The sequence below is a fragment of the Corynebacterium sp. HMSC29G08 genome, assembly GCF_001806875.1.
In the GTDB taxonomy this organism is placed as follows: Bacteria; Actinomycetota; Actinomycetes; order Mycobacteriales; family Mycobacteriaceae; genus Corynebacterium.
The window spans coordinates 1-18,986 of the sequence record NZ_KV786280.1; the positions used below are offsets into that span (position 1 = coordinate 1).

General features: G+C 60.5%; 14 protein-coding genes and 1 pseudogene. 9 read left to right on the forward strand and 6 right to left on the reverse strand.

Translation table 11 applies throughout. The annotated features are described in order from the left end of the window. Nucleotides 1-3,616 (reverse strand): adhesin domain containing protein (locus HMPREF3101_RS11345; protein WP_070465765.1); only part of this gene is annotated, 3,616 nt, incomplete at its 3' end. A gap of 279 nt (nucleotides 3,617-3,895) precedes the next feature. Continuing rightward, nucleotides 3,896-5,272 (reverse strand): hypothetical protein, encoded by a 1,377-nt coding sequence (locus HMPREF3101_RS12535; RefSeq protein ID WP_070465768.1) that lies wholly within the window; start codon nucleotides 5,270-5,272, stop codon nucleotides 3,896-3,898. 119 nt (nucleotides 5,273-5,391) lie between these two features. On the opposite strand from HMPREF3101_RS12535, the gene HMPREF3101_RS11355 reads away from it, so the two are divergent. From HMPREF3101_RS11355 to HMPREF3101_RS11390, 8 genes are all read left to right on the forward strand, one after another. Beyond that, complete coding sequence (locus tag HMPREF3101_RS11355) at nucleotides 5,392-8,301, forward strand: DUF4040 family protein (protein WP_070465771.1); 2,910 nt, start codon at nucleotides 5,392-5,394, stop codon at nucleotides 8,299-8,301. A gap of 3 nt (nucleotides 8,302-8,304) precedes the next feature. After that, nucleotides 8,305-8,745 carry a cation:proton antiporter subunit C gene (locus tag HMPREF3101_RS11360; protein ID WP_052205560.1) on the forward strand — a complete coding sequence of 147 codons (441 nt, stop codon included), beginning with the start codon at nucleotides 8,305-8,307 and terminating at the stop codon, nucleotides 8,743-8,745. After that, nucleotides 8,742-10,280 (forward strand): monovalent cation/H+ antiporter subunit D family protein, encoded by a 1,539-nt coding sequence (locus HMPREF3101_RS11365; protein WP_070465774.1) that lies wholly within the window; start codon nucleotides 8,742-8,744, stop codon nucleotides 10,278-10,280. Before HMPREF3101_RS11360 ends, HMPREF3101_RS11365 begins: the two co-directional genes overlap by 4 nt. Then, nucleotides 10,281-10,706 carry a monovalent cation/H+ antiporter subunit E gene (locus HMPREF3101_RS11370; RefSeq protein ID WP_070465776.1) on the forward strand — a complete coding sequence of 142 codons (426 nt, stop codon included), beginning with the start codon at nucleotides 10,281-10,283 and terminating at the stop codon, nucleotides 10,704-10,706. Nucleotide 10,707: 1 nt separating this feature from the next. After that, nucleotides 10,708-10,986, forward strand: coding sequence for a cation:proton antiporter (locus HMPREF3101_RS11375; protein WP_070465778.1), 279 nt, complete (start codon nucleotides 10,708-10,710; stop codon nucleotides 10,984-10,986). Then, nucleotides 10,986-11,354 (forward strand): Na+/H+ antiporter subunit G, encoded by a 369-nt coding sequence (locus HMPREF3101_RS11380; RefSeq protein WP_070465781.1) that lies wholly within the window; start codon nucleotides 10,986-10,988, stop codon nucleotides 11,352-11,354. Before HMPREF3101_RS11375 ends, HMPREF3101_RS11380 begins: the two co-directional genes overlap by 1 nt. Further along, nucleotides 11,341-11,913 (forward strand): RNA polymerase sigma factor, encoded by a 573-nt coding sequence (locus HMPREF3101_RS11385; RefSeq protein WP_070465784.1) that lies wholly within the window; start codon nucleotides 11,341-11,343, stop codon nucleotides 11,911-11,913. Before HMPREF3101_RS11380 ends, HMPREF3101_RS11385 begins: the two co-directional genes overlap by 14 nt. A gap of 66 nt (nucleotides 11,914-11,979) precedes the next feature. Next, nucleotides 11,980-13,422 (forward strand): YkvI family membrane protein, encoded by a 1,443-nt coding sequence (locus HMPREF3101_RS11390; protein WP_070465787.1) that lies wholly within the window; start codon nucleotides 11,980-11,982, stop codon nucleotides 13,420-13,422. Between the two features lie 101 nt (nucleotides 13,423-13,523). On the opposite strand, the gene HMPREF3101_RS11395 is transcribed toward HMPREF3101_RS11390, so the two are convergent. The 3 genes from HMPREF3101_RS11395 to HMPREF3101_RS11405 all read right to left on the reverse strand — a co-directional run bounded on the left by HMPREF3101_RS11395 (nucleotide 13,524) and on the right by HMPREF3101_RS11405 (nucleotide 17,507). After that, nucleotides 13,524-15,059, reverse strand: a complete 1,536-nt coding sequence (locus HMPREF3101_RS11395) for a catalase (RefSeq protein ID WP_246816745.1) — start codon at nucleotides 15,057-15,059, stop codon at nucleotides 13,524-13,526. Between the two features lie 123 nt (nucleotides 15,060-15,182). Next, the gene (locus HMPREF3101_RS11400) at nucleotides 15,183-16,214 is read right to left on the reverse strand and encodes an aspartate-semialdehyde dehydrogenase (RefSeq protein ID WP_070465793.1); all 1,032 of its coding nucleotides are present in this window, start codon (nucleotides 16,212-16,214) and stop codon (nucleotides 15,183-15,185) included. Between the two features lie 27 nt (nucleotides 16,215-16,241). Further along, entirely contained in the window at nucleotides 16,242-17,507 is a 1,266-nt protein-coding gene (locus tag HMPREF3101_RS11405; RefSeq protein WP_070465795.1) for an aspartate kinase, read from the reverse strand. A 90-nt stretch (nucleotides 17,508-17,597) separates the two neighbouring features. Here HMPREF3101_RS11405 and HMPREF3101_RS11410 point away from each other — a divergent pair, with 90 nt between their 5' ends. After that, nucleotides 17,598-18,428, forward strand: a complete 831-nt coding sequence (locus tag HMPREF3101_RS11410) for a DMT family transporter (RefSeq protein ID WP_070465798.1) — start codon at nucleotides 17,598-17,600, stop codon at nucleotides 18,426-18,428. A gap of 331 nt (nucleotides 18,429-18,759) precedes the next feature. On the opposite strand, the pseudogene HMPREF3101_RS12320 reads toward HMPREF3101_RS11410, so the two are convergent. Next, nucleotides 18,760-18,986, reverse strand: a pseudogene (locus tag HMPREF3101_RS12320) (hypothetical protein); the annotation flags it as partial.

The window sequence follows — 18,986 nt, forward strand, 5'->3', positions numbered from 1 at the left end:
GCTTAGTACCCACCTTGATCACCTGATCAACAGGCTCCTGCGTAACCGACTCAGTGATCTTCGGGTCACCCGGCTGGGAGTTGGTGATGTCGCGCTTGATCGTCACCGTCTTCTCACCCGGAACACCCGGCGTGGTCACCTCGGAGGTGCCAGCCGCCATATTCGGATCGAACTCGATCTTCACACCGAACGGGACCTCAGACTTAACGGTCTCAGTGTTCGTACCCGTGGTCTTGGTACCCACGCGGATGACAGCGTCCTGCTTCTCGGTCACCGTTGTCGTCTGAACGACGGGGTCGCCGGAGGGTTTGCCGTCGACAAGCTTCTGCGTGCTTGTCACCTTCTCCTCGCCGACGACACCTTGCTTATCGACGACCTGCTCACCCGCGGCCAACGTGTCATCGAAGACGATCGTGGTCTCAAACGGGATCTTGCGCGTGGCCTCCGTGACCAGCTCCTGATCCTTTAGGCGCGGACCGTGCTCAACAATGCGATCTGTCGGTTCGGTGCGAGCCTTAGTCTCCGTGACCGTTGCTTCACCGTTGACACCATTGAAGACGGCGGCGTAGGAAGCCTCACCGTTCGAGCCTTCCTGAACAACCTTCACTTCACCCGGCGCGAGATTCGGGTTCTCGCGGATGACCGTGGAGTACGGAATCGGCTCTGTCCACTCCACCTTCTCACTCATCGGCTTCGTGCCAATGACCACAACTTCATCGACCGGGTCCTCCACACGCTTCCACGTGCGGTCTTTGTTCAAAGTCTCCTTACCTGGCTTACCTTCGGTCTCCACCTTGTAGGTGCCCTGGTTCACCGTCGGGTCGTACTTGTACACAGTGTTGAACGGAATCTCCCGCTCCAGGACGTCAATGACCGTCACCTTTGCCTTCGTGGTGTCCGTGGAGCCATCCTCGTAGGTCACCGTGACAGGAATGTCGATCGCGTCACCATTCTTCGCACCCTTGGGTGCGGTTGCGGTGATCGTGCCCTTGTCATCAATGCTGACATCCCAACCAGCAGGAATATCGCCGAGCTTGAACGGCTTGTCCTTGGCCAGTTTGGCGTTGTCTGGGTTATCAAAGTGCACCGGCAACGTCGCCGTCTCACCCGGGTACACCGTTTCAGCCTGGTACGTTGGCTCAGCTTCCCAGCTGTTGCTCAACTTCACCACGGTGGTGACAGGCACCTCCGGGGTCGATCCATCCGGCGTTGCCACCTTGACGGTGATCGTCTTCTTATCACCCGGCTTAGAATCGGCCGGCGGAGTGGCCGTGACAACACCGGTCTTCGGGTCGATGGAGTACGTCCAGCCGTCTTCTTCCTTGGTCAGGAGCGGTTGGCCATCCAGGTCGCCGAAGGAGAACGTAGAGCCCCTCGGGGCATCCTTCACCTTGTGCTCCACCGGTTCATTCGGGCCGGTGGATTCCACAGGATAAACAGGAACAATGTCGCTGCGCAGAACCGTGATGGTGGCCGTGACCGGCACCATTTTCGTTTCCCCGACCCGATAGAACGTATGGACCGGAACGTCCAGGATGTAACCCTCAGGTGCGGTGCGCGGGATAGTGGTGGTGATTTCACCAGTATCCTCATCGATCGTTAGGTGCCACGTGCCACTGTCATCCTCAACCGTGTACTCGAGCTCTCCATTGGCGAAGCTGTAACGGTAAGGCGGCTGGTCCGTCTCACTACCGCTCAAACCCTTCTCCGGAAGGGTTGGTGTGAGAGTCACAGCCTTGCCCGGCCTATCCGTCACCCTGTCATAGTCAGGAATCTTAATTTCAGCGATGACCTGGAAGCGGACTTCCACCTCATCTGTCGTCTGGTCCGGGTAGGTGGCCTTCACCGTCGGGGAGATGGTCGTGCCCAAGGGAACGTCGTTATAAGCCGCCACTGCAGTGACCTTGCCAGTCGGATCAACCGTGACAGTCCAGCCCTCTGGAACGGTAGATTGATCGACCTCAAACTTCTCTGGGAAAACGGGCTTACGGCCCCTCATGATGGGCTTGGTGCCAATCTGGGAGGTGATCTCCTGATTCGGCAGACCCTTTGCCACAGCCGGGCGCACCAGATCGGTGACCTGCGTGTTATTCGGGTCCACGAGCACGAAAAGCTGAATCTCATCGGTGGAACCGTTTGAGTACTCCACCGTGATCTTCGGGCGTGCAAATGTATTCGGCATCGGATTCTCCGGGGATGTGACGGTGACGTTGTAGTCCTCGTCCATCTCTACGTCCCAGCCCTCCAGGACGTACGTGTCATCCAGTTCGACTGTGGCCTCAAAGCCACCGTCAGCCTTCTTCTTAGCCAGTTCCTTGAGCAGGTCCGGCACCTGGGTGAAAGTCACTGTCTGGCGCCCAGTGTTCACCGGACCCCTCGGCCCATCCACACCCGAGATGATCTTCTTCTCATTCTGGTCATACCGCGGCGTGTGGTCCTCCGTGTCATCCAGCCTGAAGCCCTTCGAATCGATGACATTCGGCTTGTTGTAGCGCGTCAGGGAATTAGAGCTGTCGAACGCAGCACCCACGTCGAAGTTGTTGTTCTTCACCGCAGCCTGAAGCTGATCCACACTACGCGGCAACGCAATCACGGAAAAGTTCACATTTTTGTTTGCCGCCAGATCCGTGCCACGGTATTTGGGCCACGTGAAGTAAATATCACCCTTCTCATCCACGCGCAGACGCTGCGAACCACCAGACTCCTTGGCATTTGAAGTGCCGATGAACTTGCCGTTGTCGTCATAGGCCTCAACCACCATGCGCGACAACGAGTCGTCTTGGCCTTGGCTATCTTCATCCAACGCCGGAATATTAATGTGACCGACCTTGGTCTCTTCTCCCTCAACGATCACGTGCTTGTCAAAGCTCTCCCAGTTCACCGTGATGGGATTGCACTCCATGTTCTCACTGGGCCACGGGTTCACAACCGCGGTGAAAGCAGCGTTCTGTCCCCGCGTAGCGAAAGGACCGCTAATGTTGTCCTTCGTGTACTTGCCCTGCCATGCGTAACGCACAGGGTTATCAGCACCAGCCTGCGCGAACTGCTTGACCTCATCTTCAGTCAGGTCAGCATCAAGATTCAGGTTCCTTTGTTCGCGGCTCGCGGTGATGTCGATGGACTCATCAGCTTTCGCAGTGACCGGACCCTTATCAAATGGAAGAGTCTGACCCGCAGCCATGGCAGGAACCGTACCGGCATTGAGCAATTCCCTGAAGCGTCCCGAGTTGGTAAAGCTCCAATCCGCAAACGTACGGTCCTTCGAGTTATCAAAGGCGACACTCAAGCCCCACTGTGTCTTGTCCTTACTTACCTGACTCGGCTCCAGCGTGTGCCACGTAAAACCAGCCTGGCTGCCACCACCAGGCTCGGGCGAAGCAGAAACAGTACACGAATTCCCACCCGTATCCAGGTCCGAGGCCTTCTGCGACTCCTTCTCCACCGCGCCTTGGCCGTCATCGCCTCGAAGACCTCCTGTGAATTCCGCGGCAGCAGCCTGCGTTGCAAGGGGACCGGGGCCAACAACACTAAACGCGCCGAGAGCCAGGGCAATGACGGACGAGGCAGCTATGCCGGTGCGCGCCCGCCTCTTCGGACGCCGAGACAATTGAGCCACAGTTACTCCTTTTCAAAAGCTTGGAAAGTGTCCGCGCTATCCCACAACACGCGAACCGACACAAGGGCCGCTTTCCAGCTCTTTACAGCTCTTTACAGTTAAATAAAACGACCTACCCGATAATAGGCAGATTACTCATTTTCGCACACCACCACATGTGAAACAACCCCTCCAGCTGGGGCAACATGCATTATTTCCCGTGGGATGAAAAACGTGAAATAATCGCTGCGTCGCGGCCCGACGCCTATGCGTAACACTGCATAAACCACGAATGTGAACTCAGTCACGCTCCGCTGACGCAGGTACTGGACGGCGCACACCCGCTACGCCAACTGCCGCCACCATCAGGCAAAGCAGCACTGCAGAAACAATCGCCCGGTAGTCCCCCGCGTTACCCGCGGCGCTAACGGCAGCGGCGATCCAGTGCATGGGAAACACTTGAGACACCGCTGCCCACACGCCCTCAAGCGGGGCGCTTGCCGCCTGGCGCCACACCCACCCCACCAGGCCGGTCTGCGCAACAGCCAACACGCCCGCCAAACCAAGCCCGGCGCGCACCCCAAACACGCCAACAAACACCTGCGTCACACCCGCCGAAGCAAGCACACCAAGCGCCAAGGCGCCGCCGACACCCGCCAGTGCCAAAGGCCGGAGGTTGGTGCCAACGATCCACGCCAGCGCTACCCCGGCTACGGCCACAAACACGGTGCCTAACCCGAGAATCCACGCCCGGCCACGCCCCACAGACGCAGCGAACCACCCAGCAGCTCCCAGCGCTGCACCGCCGAATACGGCCAGCGCCGCCAAAAGCAGCGCGGCAATCGGCGAAAACCCAGCGCCAACCTCCACACCAGCTACCGCTACTGGCAGTGACGCCCGCACGTCTTTGACCTTGGCGGAGGACTGTTGGGCAAGCGTGTTGACCTTCGCGGTGCCGTCCACAAGCTGGGAAATGCCCCCGGCTGCCTCCTGTACCTGACCTTCAAGCTCAGCCAGGCCCGAAGCCAGCGAGGCCGCACCGTTGGTGGCTGTATATATACCGTCGTGGTATGCATAGCCTGGCACCGCCAACTGGTTGGCCAGATCGCGGGAGCCGTCGCGCAGCTGGTTCATCTTCGCCACCGCATCTGCAGGAATCTCCGCCGTTACCGCCTGCTGACGAAGCTCCTTCAACGCCTCGCGTGAGGCCACCACATCCGGGTCTTTGCTGTTTTTCGTGGACTCCAAGCTGCGGTCAATCGCCGCAACCACCTGGCCACGCACCGCCTCAAACCCGGCTACCTGGGCCACGATCTCGCCCACCGAATCCGCCAGCTGCGTCGCACCGTTACCCAACTGGCCGGTGCCTGCCTGCAGCTGCACCATGCCGGCCGACAGTTCCTGGGCGCCGTCGCGGGCTTGCGCTATGGCGTCTATAAGCAACCCTTTGCCCTCATCTAGCTGCCCCACACCGTTGGCCAACTGGCCGGTGCCGGTGGTCAGCAGGCTTAACTGGGACGCCGCATCTGACGCCGCCCGGCGCGTATCCGCCAGCGGGTCGGTGGTCTGGGTGGTCCCGCTACTAGCGCCCGTAGTTACCCACGTGGACGCAGGGTGCATTGGCAGCAACACCGCCGCGAGACAAACCAGCGCAACTATACCCAGACGCCACTTCATGGCACAGTATTTAACTAAAGCCACTGCCTATATATGTGGAGGCGCACCGTCGTGGCAGCAATTGCTACGCTGGTATTCGCGCTTTTCCAGCCAGCTCCTACAACCTAGAAATATTCACCATGACTCTTCCACTCGTGCTAGCACTCGTGGCGGCTGCGGTGATCCTGTCTCCAATCTTGGTGCGCGTGATGGACCGCGCGGCCGGATACCCAATCGCCGCCTTGCTGTTTGCGGCTGCGATTGCGCTGGGATCTCACTTAAGCGACGTCGCTGCGGGCACACCACTGACCTGGGGCTTTACGTGGGCCCGTGACATCTTCGGTCCGGGAACCGGCGTGGAGTTTGCCATGCGGGCAGACGGGTTGGGCATCTTCTTCGCCCTACTCGCCCTAGTCATTGGCGGTGTGGTGATGTGTTACTCGGCCGCCTACCTGCCCAAGAACGAGGGCAACACCAGCTTCTACACCATCATGACGGCCTTTACGCTGTCTGTGCTGTTGCTGGTGCTTGCAGATGATGTGGTGCTGCTGTTCATCGCCTGGGAGCTGGTCTCTATCGCGTCGTTCATGCTGATCGCGCGCTCCGGCTCCTCCGGCGAGGCAGGCTCCTACCGCACGCTGATCCTGACCTTCTTCGGCGGCCTGACCCTGTTGGCGGCGCTTGCCATCGCCGCGGTCAACACCGGCACAACGTCCATGCAGGAGCTTTTGCTTCACGACGTCTGGCGGGACAACCCCTCCCTCACCACCACAGTGGCGGTGCTTGTGGCTGCCTCTGCGTTTACTAAAGCGGCGCAGTTCCCTTTCCACTTCTGGCTTCCAGAAGCCATGGCGGCCGCCACTCCGGTGTCCGCATTCCTGCACGCAGCGGCTGTGGTGAAGGCTGGCGTCTACCTGCTGCTGCGTTTCTCCACCATCTTTGCGGACCAGCCAGCCTGGAACGTGATCTTGACGTCTGTCGGCCTGTTCACCGCACTGATGAGTGCAACGTTTGCAATTACCAAGACGGACCTCAAGCACCTCACGGCGTACTCCACGGTGAGCCACTTGGGCTGGATTGTGGCCGCCATTGGTATTGGTACTCCGCTTGCGCTGGCTGCGGCACTGACCCACACGCTGGCGCACGCGCTGTTCAAGTCATCGCTGTTCATGCTGATTGGTGTGGTGGACCATGAGGCCGGCTCGCGTGACATGCGGCGTTTGGGCAAGTTGTACGACAAGATGCCGTTCACGTTTGCCTCCACTGTGGTGGCCGCCGCCTCTATGGCCGCTATCCCGCCACTGTTCGGCTTCATTTCTAAAGAATCCATCCTGGGCGCGTTTGAAGATTCCCCCTACGGCGCGCTCCTGCTCACTATCGGTGGCGTGGCTGCACTGTTAACCTTTGTCTATTCCGCAAAGATTGTCTTCGGTGCGTTTGTGGACGGCCCGAAGGACATGTCCCACGTCCACGAAGCGCCGGTGCTCCTCTGGCTACCGGCCGCGCTGCCGGGCTTGATGTCTTTGGTCGTGCCGCTGCTGCTCACGCAGGTGGACGGCCCGATCTCTGCGGCCGTGACCGCGATTACCGGCGAGGAGTACCACTCCCACCTGGCACTGTGGCACGGCGTGACCGCACCACTTCTGGTGTCCACTGCCGTGCTGGTTGCCGGCGTGCTCTTTGTCATCTTTGCCCGCAAGCGAGTCTTTGCCGCCGTAGAGAACAAGCAGCTGCTGCCGTTTAGCGGCAACGAGGTGCTCCACGGCGTAAACGTTGGCTCCACCTCAGCCGGCCGCGCCCTAGGTGCCGTGGCTGATGGCTTCAACCCGTCGCGCCACCTCTTCCCAGTGCTGTTCCTGGTGGTTGTCTTGGGCCTGAGCACCGCACTTTTAACAGACGGTGTAGACGGCGTACCACTGGCACCCCGCGCCGAGGGCCTGGACGTGTGGTGGGACCTGATCCCGTTTGGCATCATCGCCCTGTCTGTCATCGGCATGATCACCACCCGTTCGCGCCTGGCCACCACCGTGCTGTTGGGCACCACGGGTGTGGGCATCACGCTGCAGATGCTGATGCTGGGTGCACCGGACGTGGCGCTGACCCAGCTGGTGGTGGAGTCCCTGACCGTTGTGGTGATGATGATTGTGCTGCGCTACCAGCCGCGCACCTTCCCGCGCACCCCACGCAGGCGCCAAGTCACCGCCACGGTGTTCGCGCTGCTCTCCGGCATTGTGGCCTTCCTCGGCGTGTACACGCTGCTGGGGCGCCACGACCGCTCTGAGCTGGGCATGTGGTACATCACCCAAGGTGGTGAGGTGACCGGTGCGGACAACATCGTCGCAGCCATCCTGGTTGAGTTCCGTGGATTCGATACACTCGGCGAGCTTTCCGTGCTGGGTATGGCCGCCGTGGTTATCGCCGCAGTCACCCAATCCATGCCGCGCCACATGTTTGAAGCCGGCACTCGCCCGCGCCCATTCGGCCAGTCCCAGTTCAACTCCCTGCCAATGCGCAAGGCCGCCGCCATGGTGGCGCCGGTGCTCTTGGTCCTGTCCATTGTTATTTTCTTCCGCGGCCACAATGCCCCGGGCGGTGGTTTCGTTGCCGCGCTAGTGATGGCCACGGCATTTGCTATGAGCTACCTCTCCCGCGGCGCGGACGCGTACGTGGTGGGTCAGCGCACCCCGATCAAGCTTGCGGCTATTGGCATCATCGTTGCCATTTCCTCCGGCCTGCTCGGGCTTATTGAAGGCGGCTTCCTCTACGCCCTGCACGGCGAGATCGCCGGCCAGCACTTGAGCAGCTCCCTGATCTTTGACTTTGGTATTTACCTGGCCGTGCTTGGCATGGTCACCCAGGCCATCAACGCACTCGGCGGCTACCTGCGTCCGGGTACAGAGGTGCGCAACTTGGACTACACGCGCGATGAGCCGGATAACCCGCTGCCTTCCATTCCGGAGCCGGAGCAGCCGGAAAACGCCGTCGCGTCTCACCCGAAGCCGCTCAACCCGGCAGACAACCCGCTACCCGTCTCAGCGAAGGAGCTTTAAACCATGGTTATGGCACTATCCATCGCAATGCTTGTTGCGGGAGCCGTGTACCTAGTCCTGCAGCGCGGCATGGTCCGCGTGGTCTTCGGCATGTCCTTGCTCGGCCACGCCGGCAACCTAACGCTGCTTGCCACCGGCGTTGGTGCTTGGCGTGGTGAGGCCTTCCCGTCTCGCACCCCCGTCGAGGACATCGCCGACCCACTGCCCCAGGCGTTTGTGCTGACCGCCATTGTGATTGCAATGGCCACCACCACAATCCTGTTGATGATGGCATCACTCGGCCGTGATGACGACACGTCAGACAACCCCACCGGCAACGACGCAGCCTACGACAAGATGCGTCTGAGCCCCTCGGCACTGTCTACCGCCGGTCGCCGCGCGCGCCTGAACCCCAAGAAGCTTGAAGAGGTACACAACATGGACGTCTCGGAGGTGAACCGATGACCGCAGGAGCAGTCCTTCCCATCTTCGTTGCACTTCCACTCATCGTTTCAGCCATCACCGCGCTGAGCCCGAGCAAGAAGCTTAACGACGCACTGTCCATCCTCATCCCCGCCATCAACCTCGCCGGCGGCATCTGGCTCTACGCCTACACCTCCACGCATGGCACCATTGGCCACGTCATTGGCAAGTACGACGGTGGCGTAGGTATCTCCTTCGGCGGCGACCAGTTCTCTGCCGTAATGCTGGTGGCAACCATGATCGTGGCGATCACCGCCAACTGGTTCGCCATCGCCGTGGGTGAAACCCAGGCACGCTACTTCACCTCCCTGACCCTTGTGCTGGTCACGGGTGTCACCGGCGCGCTTCTGACCGCGGATCTGTTCAACTTCTTCGTCATGATTGAGGTTATGCTTCTGCCGTCCTACGGCCTGATCGCCATGACCGGCACCCGCCACCGCCTGCTGTCTGCCCGCACCTTCGTGCTGGTGAACCTGGCGGCCTCTACCCTGCTGCTGGTTGGCGTGGGCTACATCTACGGTGTCGCCGGCGCAGTGAACATCGGCGCCCTGCGCGGCGCCGCCGCCGGCAACGGCCCGATCACCGTGGCCACCGGCCTAGTCATCATCGCCGTTGCCGCTAAGGCGGGCGTGTTCCCCGTCCACACCTGGCTGCCGCGCACATACCCGTCCACCTCCGCTGCGGTGATGGGCCTGTTTTCCGGCCTGCACACCAAGGTTGCGGTCTACATGCTGTTTCGCATCTGGGTTGTCATCTTCGACATGGACGAGCGCTGGAACACGCTGATCATCGTGATCATGGTGATCTCCATGCTGATCGGCGGCTTCGCCGGTCTTGCAGAAGACACCATGCGCCGCGTCCTGGCCTACCAAATGGTCAACGGCATGCCGTTCATCCTGGTCATGCTGGCCTTTACCGCCGGCGGCGGCGAAGCAGCCCGCTACGCCCTAGCCGCGGGCCTGCTCTACACCGTGCACCACATGATCACTGTCGGCGCACTTGTACTCAACGTCGGCGCAATCGAAGAGACCTACGGCACCGGCACCATCTCCAAACTCTCCGGCATTGCACGCCGCGACCCGCTGACGTCCGCAGTCTTCGTCGCCGGCGCGTTCTCCATCGTCGGCTTCCCGCCGTTCTCCGGCATCTTCGGCAAAGTCACCATCATGCTGGCCGCAGCCCAGCCTGGAGATTGGCGCTCTTGGGTGGTCATCACCACCATCATCGTCGCCTCCTTCGGTGCGCTTTTGTCCATGATGCGCGTGTGGAAGGAAGTGTTCTGGGGACGCCCAATGCAGAACTACCCGGAGGCGTTGAATGTGAGGTGGCGGTTTATGTTGCCGTCGGCAAGCATGATGCTCCTCTCACTGGCTATGTTCATTGGGGCCGGCCAAATGTGGGATGTTTCCACCACCGCCATGGACAGCCTGCTGAACGTGGACGCCTACTCGGCGGCCGTACTTGGCACCAACCCAGTCGGCGTACCCAACGTGGCCGAACTGCAGGGAGGTAACTAAATGCGCTACATCGCTTACGCCCTCTGGATCATCAAAGAAATCATTGTCTCCGGCATCCACACCAGCGCCGCGGCATTCAAACCGAAATCCGGGCTCAAACCCGTAGTGATCTACTACCCACTACGCCTGACCACAGACTGGGAACTGTTCTGGTTCTCCACCTCAATCACCGCCACCCCCGGCACCATGTCGGTGGGACTGCGGCACAGCGCCCACCCCGGCGAGCCCGAAATCCTCATCGTGCAAGCCGCATTCGGCGAAGACCCCCTAGACCTCATCGAAGGCCTGGCAGACATGGAAGAACACGTCAACCCAAACGTGAAATCTATCCCGTTTGATGCGCAATCTGTGGAATGGGAGCCCTACATCGACCACGGCGACACCACCCCAGAGCAAGACCTGCCACCCGCAGAAAGGATGAGCTAACATGCCTACCAGCACGTTTGAAGCCATCATCATGGCCTGCATCATCATCATCGCCATCTGCCTGCTGGTGGCACTCGGCGCACTGATCCTAAGCAAGGACGAACTGACCCGCGCCGTACTCTCAGACATGGTGTTCTACTCCATGGTGGCCATCTTCCTCGTCTGGACCCTGATTACAGAAACCATGATTGGCTACGACATCGCCGTACTGGCCGCCCTTGCCTGCGGTGTGGTGCCGACGATCTCCATGGCCCGCATCATCTCAAGGGGGCGCCGCTAATGGCTATCTACGAAATCATCGTTGCCGCGCTTGTCATCGTGGCCACCATCTTCATCATCGCCGCAACCCTTCTGCAGCTGCGCGCACCCGACGCGCTAACCCGAGCCAACCTACTCGGTCCCCTAGTCACCATGGCCTTTCCCACCCTGGTTGTAGCCAAACTGATCTACTCTTGGTCCACCACCGGCTTCAGCGCATGGGAACTGGCGCTTGCCATCATCGCCATCGCAGGCGTATGGATCGTCGGCTCTGTAGGCACCTTTGTCATGGGCCGTGTGCTCTACGGCGTGACCGTCAGTGACAAGCTCGACGCGGGTGCTGGTGCTGGCGCTGGTGTGACCCCGGTTGACGGCAGTGAGCAGGCCTGAATACGACTACGTAACCAACCTCGCCCTGCAAGCAGGACGAGGTGATCGCGCTGCCCTGGAGCAGTTCATTGCCGAGACGCAAGACGACGTCTGGCGGCTTTTAGCCAACTTGGCCGGCCGCGAATACGCCGACGACCTCACCCAAGAAACCTACCTGCGCGTACTCAAAGCCCTGCCCCGGTTTGCGGCACGTTCCAGCGCACGCACCTGGCTTTTATCCCTTGCCCGACGCACCTGGGTGGACTCCGTGCGACATGACATGGCACGCCCGCGCTCCGCCGACGGCGACTACTCCGACTACTCGGATGCCGCCGCTCTAGAACCCAGCCCCGATAACGCCACCACTTGGTCCGAAGTCATGGACGCCCGCGCCATGCTCGACAGCCTTGCACCAGAGCGCAAGGAAGCCATCGTGCTCACCCAAATACTCGGCTACACCTACGAAGAAGCAGCAAAAATTGCAGGCGTCCGGGTAGGTACCATCCGCTCCCGCGTCGCCCGAGCACGCGCCGACCTCATCACCGCCGGCGGCGCGAGCGCCGCGGATGAAACACATTAGCTCCCATAGGGTTTAAGATAAGAGAACTGTTTTGTTCGACTAAAAACCCGTTGGGAGCGGGCTCACATGCTCAGAACCGCAACAATTATCTCTTTTGCCTTCATTGGCACCCTAGTCGGAGCAGGCTTCGCCTCCGGCCAGGAAGCACTTTTGTACTTCGCAGCATTTGGCACCCAGGGCATCTGGGGCGCCGTCTTGTCATCCGCACTGATGATCATCGCCGGCGTGACCATCCTGCAACTCGGCTCCTATTTCCAGGCTGACGAACACATGGAAGTCTTCGGCGGCATCTCCTCCAAGGTCATGTCCTGGGTGCTCGACATTGCCACCATTGTCACCCTGTTCTCCATCGGGTTTGTCATGTTCGCCGGTGCCGGCGCTAACCTCAACCAGCAATTTGGCATCCCCGTCTGGATCGGCGCGGTTATCATGCTGGTAGCCACCATCGGCGTGGGCATGCTCGATGTAGACAAAGTCACCGGCGCCATCGGCGCACTTACCCCAATCCTGTTGATCATGGTTATCTTCGGCTGCGGCTGGACCCTGGTCAACGCCAACCCAGACTGGGGCGCACTCAACGCCTACGTGGCGCAAAACGTAGAAACCACCCTGCCCAACTGGTGGATCGGCGCACTGAACTACACCGGGCTTAACGTCATCTGTGTTGCCTCCATGGCAACCGTGATCGGCGGCAACCAGCTGGATACCCGCGCGGCCGGCCTCGGCGGACTCTTCGGCGGCATGGGCTACCTGATCATGCTGCTTCTGCTGTCCATCTCCCTGCTGGTGAAGATTGATATCGTCTCCGGCGAAGACATGCCGCTTTTGTCCCTGATCAACGAGGTCCACCCAACCCTTGGCCTCATCATGGCCTTGGTTATCTTCGGCATGATCTTCGCTACCTCCCTGGGCATGTTCTTCGCCCTGGGCAAGCGCCTCGCGCGCGGCCGCGAAAACCGCTTCCGCCTCATCTTCATTTCCGCCTGCCTCATCGGCTTCGTCCTGTCCTTCGTGGGCTTCAAGGAACTGGTCAGCGTTGTCTACCCGATCCTGGGTTACCTAGGCGTTCTCCTCATCGCCGTGGTCACCTTCGCGTGGCTGCGCGGTGCGCCGAAACTGCGCAAGGAAGGCGATCGACGCCGCCGTGCACTCGAACTGACCCGCCTGAAGATGGACCCGCGCGAACGCTTTACCAAGAACGATCAGCGCGAACTGGAGCACGTCACGTCCATGTCCGTGGTTGATGATGAGGAGCTGTCGGAAGCGCTGGAGGAGGAAGTGGCACAAGAACTTCTTGAAGACGATGAAGTGGAATTCGACCACGAAGACCGCGACTCCGACCCCGTAGTTTACGTTTCCTACACCGACCCGGTCACGCAGGACGAGTACGAGCGTGAACCTGATGAGCCCTGGAACGACACCTCTATCGACGAGCTCATCGCCGCCGACGCTGAGGAGGCTGCCGAGGCAGCAGCCGAAGACGCGGAAGGCGGCCAGACCCGCCTGTAGGGCATAAAGCCAAATGCAGCTACTTACACCCGGCTACCTTCGATAAAAAGTCACTGGTAGCCGGGTGTAGCTAGCTGCAAACGTTTTACTGGGCGTCGGCGTTACTGGGCGTCGGCGCGCTTCTTCGCCAGGGACTCGCGCACCTTAGCCTCCAGGTCCTTGTCCACGTTGCCCCAGTAGGCGTAAACGCGCTCCTCGACGTCCTTGTTCTTGATCGCCAACATCTTGTTGGTGATGTTGTGGACGAAGCGCTCCTTCGCCGCGTCATCAAACACGTCGCGGTAGAGCGTACGGGCCTGGACGAAGTCATCGTCCTCAGCGTGCTTCACGTACGCCGCGCGCACCAGGTCGGTGCCGTGCGGGTCCGGGTTGACATAGAGGTTCTCCGCCTGGCCGTAATCGGTGAAGTTGGAGGAGGAATCCTCGCCATTGTCCAGGTAGCCAGCGCCCTTGTCGGTGCGGTTCGGCGAGTAGTTCGGCTCGTCCTCCTCGTTGAAGAAGTACGCCATGGAACCACGCTCCGCATACGTGTTCACCTCGTTGATCGGACGGTTGACCGGCAGATCCTTGTAGTTCGCACCGATACGGTAGCGCTGCTGATCCGCGTAGGCGAAGACGCGTGCCTGCAGCATACGATCCGGCGACAGACCCACACCCGGAACCAGGTTCGCCGGGTCAAGCGCCAACTGCTCAATCTGGGCGTGGAAGTTCTTCGGGTTACGGTTCAACACGAAGTAGCCGACCGGGATCAGCGGGTAATCCTTCTGGGACCAGGTCTTGGTCAGATCGAATGGGTTAAAACGGTAATCCTTCGCCTCTTCGAACGGCATGATCTGCACCTTGACGTCCCAAATCGGGTAGTCGCCCTGGGCAATCGCGTTGAAGAGGTCCGCGCGCTGGAAGTCCGGATCGGTACCGGCCTTCTCGGTAGCTTCCTCGTCGGTAAAGCACTCCCAGCCCTGGCGGGTCTTGAAGTGGTACTTCACCCACACCGGGGTGCCCTCCTCATTAATCCACTGGAAGGTGTGGGAACCGAAGCCGTCCTGGTGACGCGAGGTCTTCGGGGTGCCGCGATCACCCAACAGGTAGGTCACCTGGTGTGCGGTCTCCGGGGTGCGGGTCCAGAAATCCCACTGCATCTCATCATCACGCAAGCCCGAGTTCGGCTGACGCTTCTGAGAGTGAATAAAATCAGGGAACTTCATGCCGTCACGCAGGAAGAACGTCGGCGTGTTGTTGCCCACGATGTCGTAATTGCCGTCCTCGGTGTAAAAACGCAGCGCGAAGCCGTGGACGTCACGCCAGGTGTCCGGCGAGCCAGCCTCACCAGCCACTGTGGAAAAACGAGCCGCCATCGGGGTAACAGTGCCCGGCTGGAACAGCTTCGCCTTCGTGTACTTGGACACATCTTCCGTAATGTGCAGCTCGCCGAAGGCGCCGTGCCCCTTGGCGTGCGGGATACGCTCCGGAACGTTTTCCCTGTTGAAGTGGGCTAGTTTTTCAATCAGATGGATGTCATTGAGCACATTGGCTCCCTGACGCCCCTGGGTGATCGAAATGTTCTCCGACGCAACCGGCTGCCCACCCAGCTGGGTGGTCTGACCCTTGCCAGCGGGACGCTCGCCCCTTGCGACGATCTCTTCCGCCCTACTCTTCTCCGTCAATGTTTACTCCTCTACAGCGTTATCGAATACGTGTACCCATCAACCCTATAGATTTTCCAGAGCTGACGTCAGGGAGTGAAAAAGCTAAACCAAAAGTTAAACCAAGAGCTCGGCGATCTGGACCGTGTTCAGCGCCGCGCCCTTACGCAGGTTGTCGCCGGAGACGACGAAAATGAGGCCGCGGTTGCCGTCCACAACCTGGTCCTGGCGGATGCGCCCCACTAGGGAGACGTCCTTGCCGGTGGCCTCAAGCGGCGTCGGCACCTCAACAACCTCCACACCCGGCGCGCCCGAAAGCACCTCGGTTGCTTGCTCGGGCGTGATTGCCTCGGCAAACTCGGCGTGTACCACCATCGTGTGCCCTGTGAACACCGGGACGCGTACGCAGGTGCCCGACACCTTCAGCTCTGGCAGGCCAAGGATCTTGCGCGATTCGTTGCGGAGTTTTTGTTCTTCGTCGGTTTCGTGGGTGCCGTCGTCAAGCAGGCTGCCCGCAAGCGGCAATGCGTTGTAGGCGATCGGTGCAACGTACGGGCCGAGGTTGGCCGGCGAAAGCTGCGAACCGTCAGCGGCAAGCTCCGTGTTGCGCACGCCGATTTCCGCAACCTGGTCCGCGAGCGCCTGGACGCCAGCGACACCGGAGCCGGAAACCGCCTGGTAGGAAGCCACGCGCAAGGAAACCAAGCCGGCAGTGTCGTGCAGCGCCTTGACCACGGGCATGATCGCCATCGTGGTGCAGTTCGGGTTGGCAATGATGCCCTTCGGCAGCGCCTTGGCGTCCGCCGGGTTGACCTCGGAAACGATCAGGGGGACCTCGTCGTCCTTGCGCCATGCAGAGGAGTTGTCCACAACCTTCGCGCCGGCGGCGGCGAAGACGGGAGCCCACTCGCGCGAGGTGGTTCCGCCTGCGGAGAACAGGGCGATATCCACGTCCGCAACGGACTCTTCGGTGACCTTGGTCAGGTCTTCAACCTCAACAGGGGCGTCGCGGAACTGAAGCACCTTGCCCGCGGAACGGGGCGAGGCGAAGAAACGAACGCGGTCACATGGGAAGGAACGGTCCTCCAAGATGGAGCGCATTACCTGGCCAACCTGGCCGGTGGCGCCAACTACAGCAACGGTGGTCATAACGTGAAATCTCCTTTAGCAGCCTGTTTAGCGGCCGGTACCTGCGTAGACGATTGCGGCTTCTTCGCCGCCTAGCTCGAACTTGCTGTGGATGGCGCGTGCGGCCTCTGGCAGCTCATCCTGGTCCACCACTGCGGTGATGCGGATTTCAGAGGTGGTGATCATGTCAATGTTGATGCCGGAGTCACGCAGCGCCTCGGTGAAGTCTGCGGTGACACCCGGGTGGGACTTCATGCCGGCGCCAACCAGGGAGACCTTGCCAATCTGGTCGTTGTAGGTGATATCGTCCCAGCCTTCGGCATCCTTCATGGCGCCGAGCATCTCCATGGCGCGCGCACCGTCTGCCTTGGGCAGGGTGAAGGTGATGTCCGTCTTATTGTCCTCAATGGAGGAGATGTTCTGCAGCACCATGTCAATGTTGATCTCTGCGTCTGCCAGCACGCGGAACACCTTGGCGGCTTCCCCTGGCGTGTCCTGGATGCCCAGGATGGTGATCTTTGCCTCCGCGTTGTCGGTGGCTACACCGGTCAATACTGCTTCTTCCACAGGGATATCCTCCAATGCTCCGGCGACAAGGGTGCCGGGGTCGTTGCTGTAAGAGGAACGTACTCGCATGGGCACGTTCCAGGCGCGCGCGTATTCAACGCTGCGCAGGACCAAAATCTTCGAGCCGGACGCGGCCAGTTCCAGCATCTCTTCGAAGCAGAGCTTGTCCAGCTTGCGGGCGTCCGGGACAATGCGCGGGTCTGCGGTGTAGACGCCGTCTACATCGGAGTAGATCTCGCATTCGTCCGCACCCAGGGCCGCTGCAAGGGCGACTGCTGTGGTGTCGGAGCCGCCGCGGCCAAGGGTGGTTACATCCTTGGTGTCGCGGTTGACGCCCTGGAAGCCGGCGACGATGGCAATGTTGCCCTGATCAATGGCTTCCTTAACGCGGCCCGGCGTGACTTCAATGATGCGGGCGTTGCCGTGGCGCTCGGTGGTAATCACGCCGGCTTGGGAGCCGGTGAAGGACTGCACGGCCTCGCCTTGTGCGGCTACTGCCATAGCTACAAGGGAGTTGGAGATGCGTTCACCGGCGGTGAGCAGCATGTCCATTTCGCGTGCGGGTGGGGTTGGGTTGACCTGCGCCGCAAGGTCTAAAAGTTCATCGGTGGTGTCACCCATTGCGGAGCACACGACAACCACGTCGTTGCCCGCACGTTTGGTAGCCACCACACGCTGAGCCACGGCGCGAATACGCTCGGCGCTTTCTAGCGACGATCCGCCGTATTTCTGAACGATAAGGGCCATCCGTACCTCCCACGGGTCCGCGTGCATTCCGACATACAAGAATAGCGTCCCAAATCCACAGCAGGAACACCCGCATTAATATCATTCACCGTGCACAATATTTACCTGTCTGCAATCCTCGCGCTGATCTCAGCAGCGACGATGGCAGCAGGTACCGTGTGGCGCCACCGCATCATGCGCGCGGGTGCTTCGCCGCTTCGCTCGATGCGCAGGCCAGCGTGGTGGGCCTCGATGGGGGTGGCGTTTCTTGCGTATGGCTTCCAAGCTGCGGCGTTGGCTTTCGGATCTTTGCTGGTAGTTCAGCCTGTGCTCGCCCTGTCGCTCATGCTCACCCTGCTCTTTTCCGCCCGCGCGGAGCACCGCCGCATGCACCCGGAGGAGGCGTTTTGGGGTGCGCTGTTGACCATGAGCGTGGCTGGGGTTGTGCTGCTTGGCCGTCCGCTTCCCGGCGCGCGCGAGCCGCTTGCCTGGGAGTGGGCCATCGTGGTCGTCTCGGCGATTGCGGTGGTTGCGGGAGCTTTTGCTTTTGCTTATCGACGCCCAAGCGCAACCCAATCCCTCACCTACGGCATAACCTGCGGCGCGCTTTTTGGCTACCAAGCTTTGTTTTCCAAAGTGGCCGTGGACGACTTTGTTACCGGCGGCATCACGGGCCTGCTTGCGTCCTGGCAGCTGTGGGCCATGCTGCTTGCTGCCACGACAGGCACGATCGTGCAGCAGTACGCCTTTGCCGCTGGCAACCTGGGCACCTCGCTTCCGGCGGCGAAGGTGGTTGAGCCGATCGTGGCATTTGCCCTCGGCATCTTCCTCCTTGGGGAAACGTTTCGGGTTACCTCGGGGGCGGGGTGGGCGGCCACGGGGGCGTCGATAAGCATCATGCTCATTAGCGCCGCGATGCTCACGCGTGCCAGCGTGCGGTGATCCTGATGACATTTGTCATGTCTAGTTGGTGACATGGAAAAGCAATCAAAGTTACAGGGCTGAAGCGCCGCTACGGCGAGGTCTACGGGCTGCTGGGCCACGATCCGGTCAGTGACCGTTGAAGAGACGGTGACCAAAACAGGTGTGGCCGACCGTGGGTGGATCTAGCTGTGGATTGGCGGTCAGTGAAGTTGACTCATCAGTCGCGACATCATTGACACGTCGGAGGCCGAGCACTCGCTTGATCTTTCCCTCTAGTTGGAGGAGTCTTGCACGGCGCCTCGGAAAAACGGCCTGTTTTTGGTGTTTGAAACTTGGCTACTTGCGTCTCTTATTGGGGTCGGGTGTCGAGTAGTTCTGCTGGGTCGTAGTTTTCCGACCAACCGTAGGCATCTTCTGGGTCGGGGAAGGGTGGTTCGGAAAAATCGGGTTCTTTTGGCAACGGTTCCGGTAACACCGCTTTGATTGGAAAGTGAAGTCCGTAGTCTTCCTCCAACGCTGCGATTTGGGCATCGGCTAGGTCGAGGTTGTGGTGTTGGTCAAAATCGTCCAGGATTT

Excerpts from the sequence above, each read along its gene's own strand:
- HMPREF3101_RS11370 (WP_070465776.1), top strand. The coding sequence starts at position 10,281 with ATGCGCTACATCGCTTACGCCCTCTGGATCATCAAAGAAATCATTGTC.
- HMPREF3101_RS11390 (WP_070465787.1), top strand. The coding sequence starts at position 11,980 with ATGCTCAGAACCGCAACAATTATCTCTTTTGCCTTCATTGGCACCCTA.
- HMPREF3101_RS11380 (WP_070465781.1), top strand. The coding sequence starts at position 10,986 with ATGGCTATCTACGAAATCATCGTTGCCGCGCTTGTCATCGTGGCCACC.
- HMPREF3101_RS11405 (WP_070465795.1), bottom strand. The coding sequence starts at position 17,507 with ATGGCCCTTATCGTTCAGAAATACGGCGGATCGTCGCTAGAAAGCGCC.
- HMPREF3101_RS11360 (WP_052205560.1), top strand. The coding sequence starts at position 8,305 with ATGGTTATGGCACTATCCATCGCAATGCTTGTTGCGGGAGCCGTGTAC.
- HMPREF3101_RS11400 (WP_070465793.1), bottom strand. The coding sequence starts at position 16,214 with ATGACCACCGTTGCTGTAGTTGGCGCCACCGGCCAGGTTGGCCAGGTA.
- HMPREF3101_RS11375 (WP_070465778.1), top strand. The coding sequence starts at position 10,708 with ATGCCTACCAGCACGTTTGAAGCCATCATCATGGCCTGCATCATCATC.
- HMPREF3101_RS12535 (WP_070465768.1), bottom strand. The coding sequence starts at position 5,272 with ATGAAGTGGCGTCTGGGTATAGTTGCGCTGGTTTGTCTCGCGGCGGTG.
- HMPREF3101_RS11365 (WP_070465774.1), top strand. The coding sequence starts at position 8,742 with ATGACCGCAGGAGCAGTCCTTCCCATCTTCGTTGCACTTCCACTCATC.
- HMPREF3101_RS11355 (WP_070465771.1), top strand. The coding sequence starts at position 5,392 with ATGACTCTTCCACTCGTGCTAGCACTCGTGGCGGCTGCGGTGATCCTG.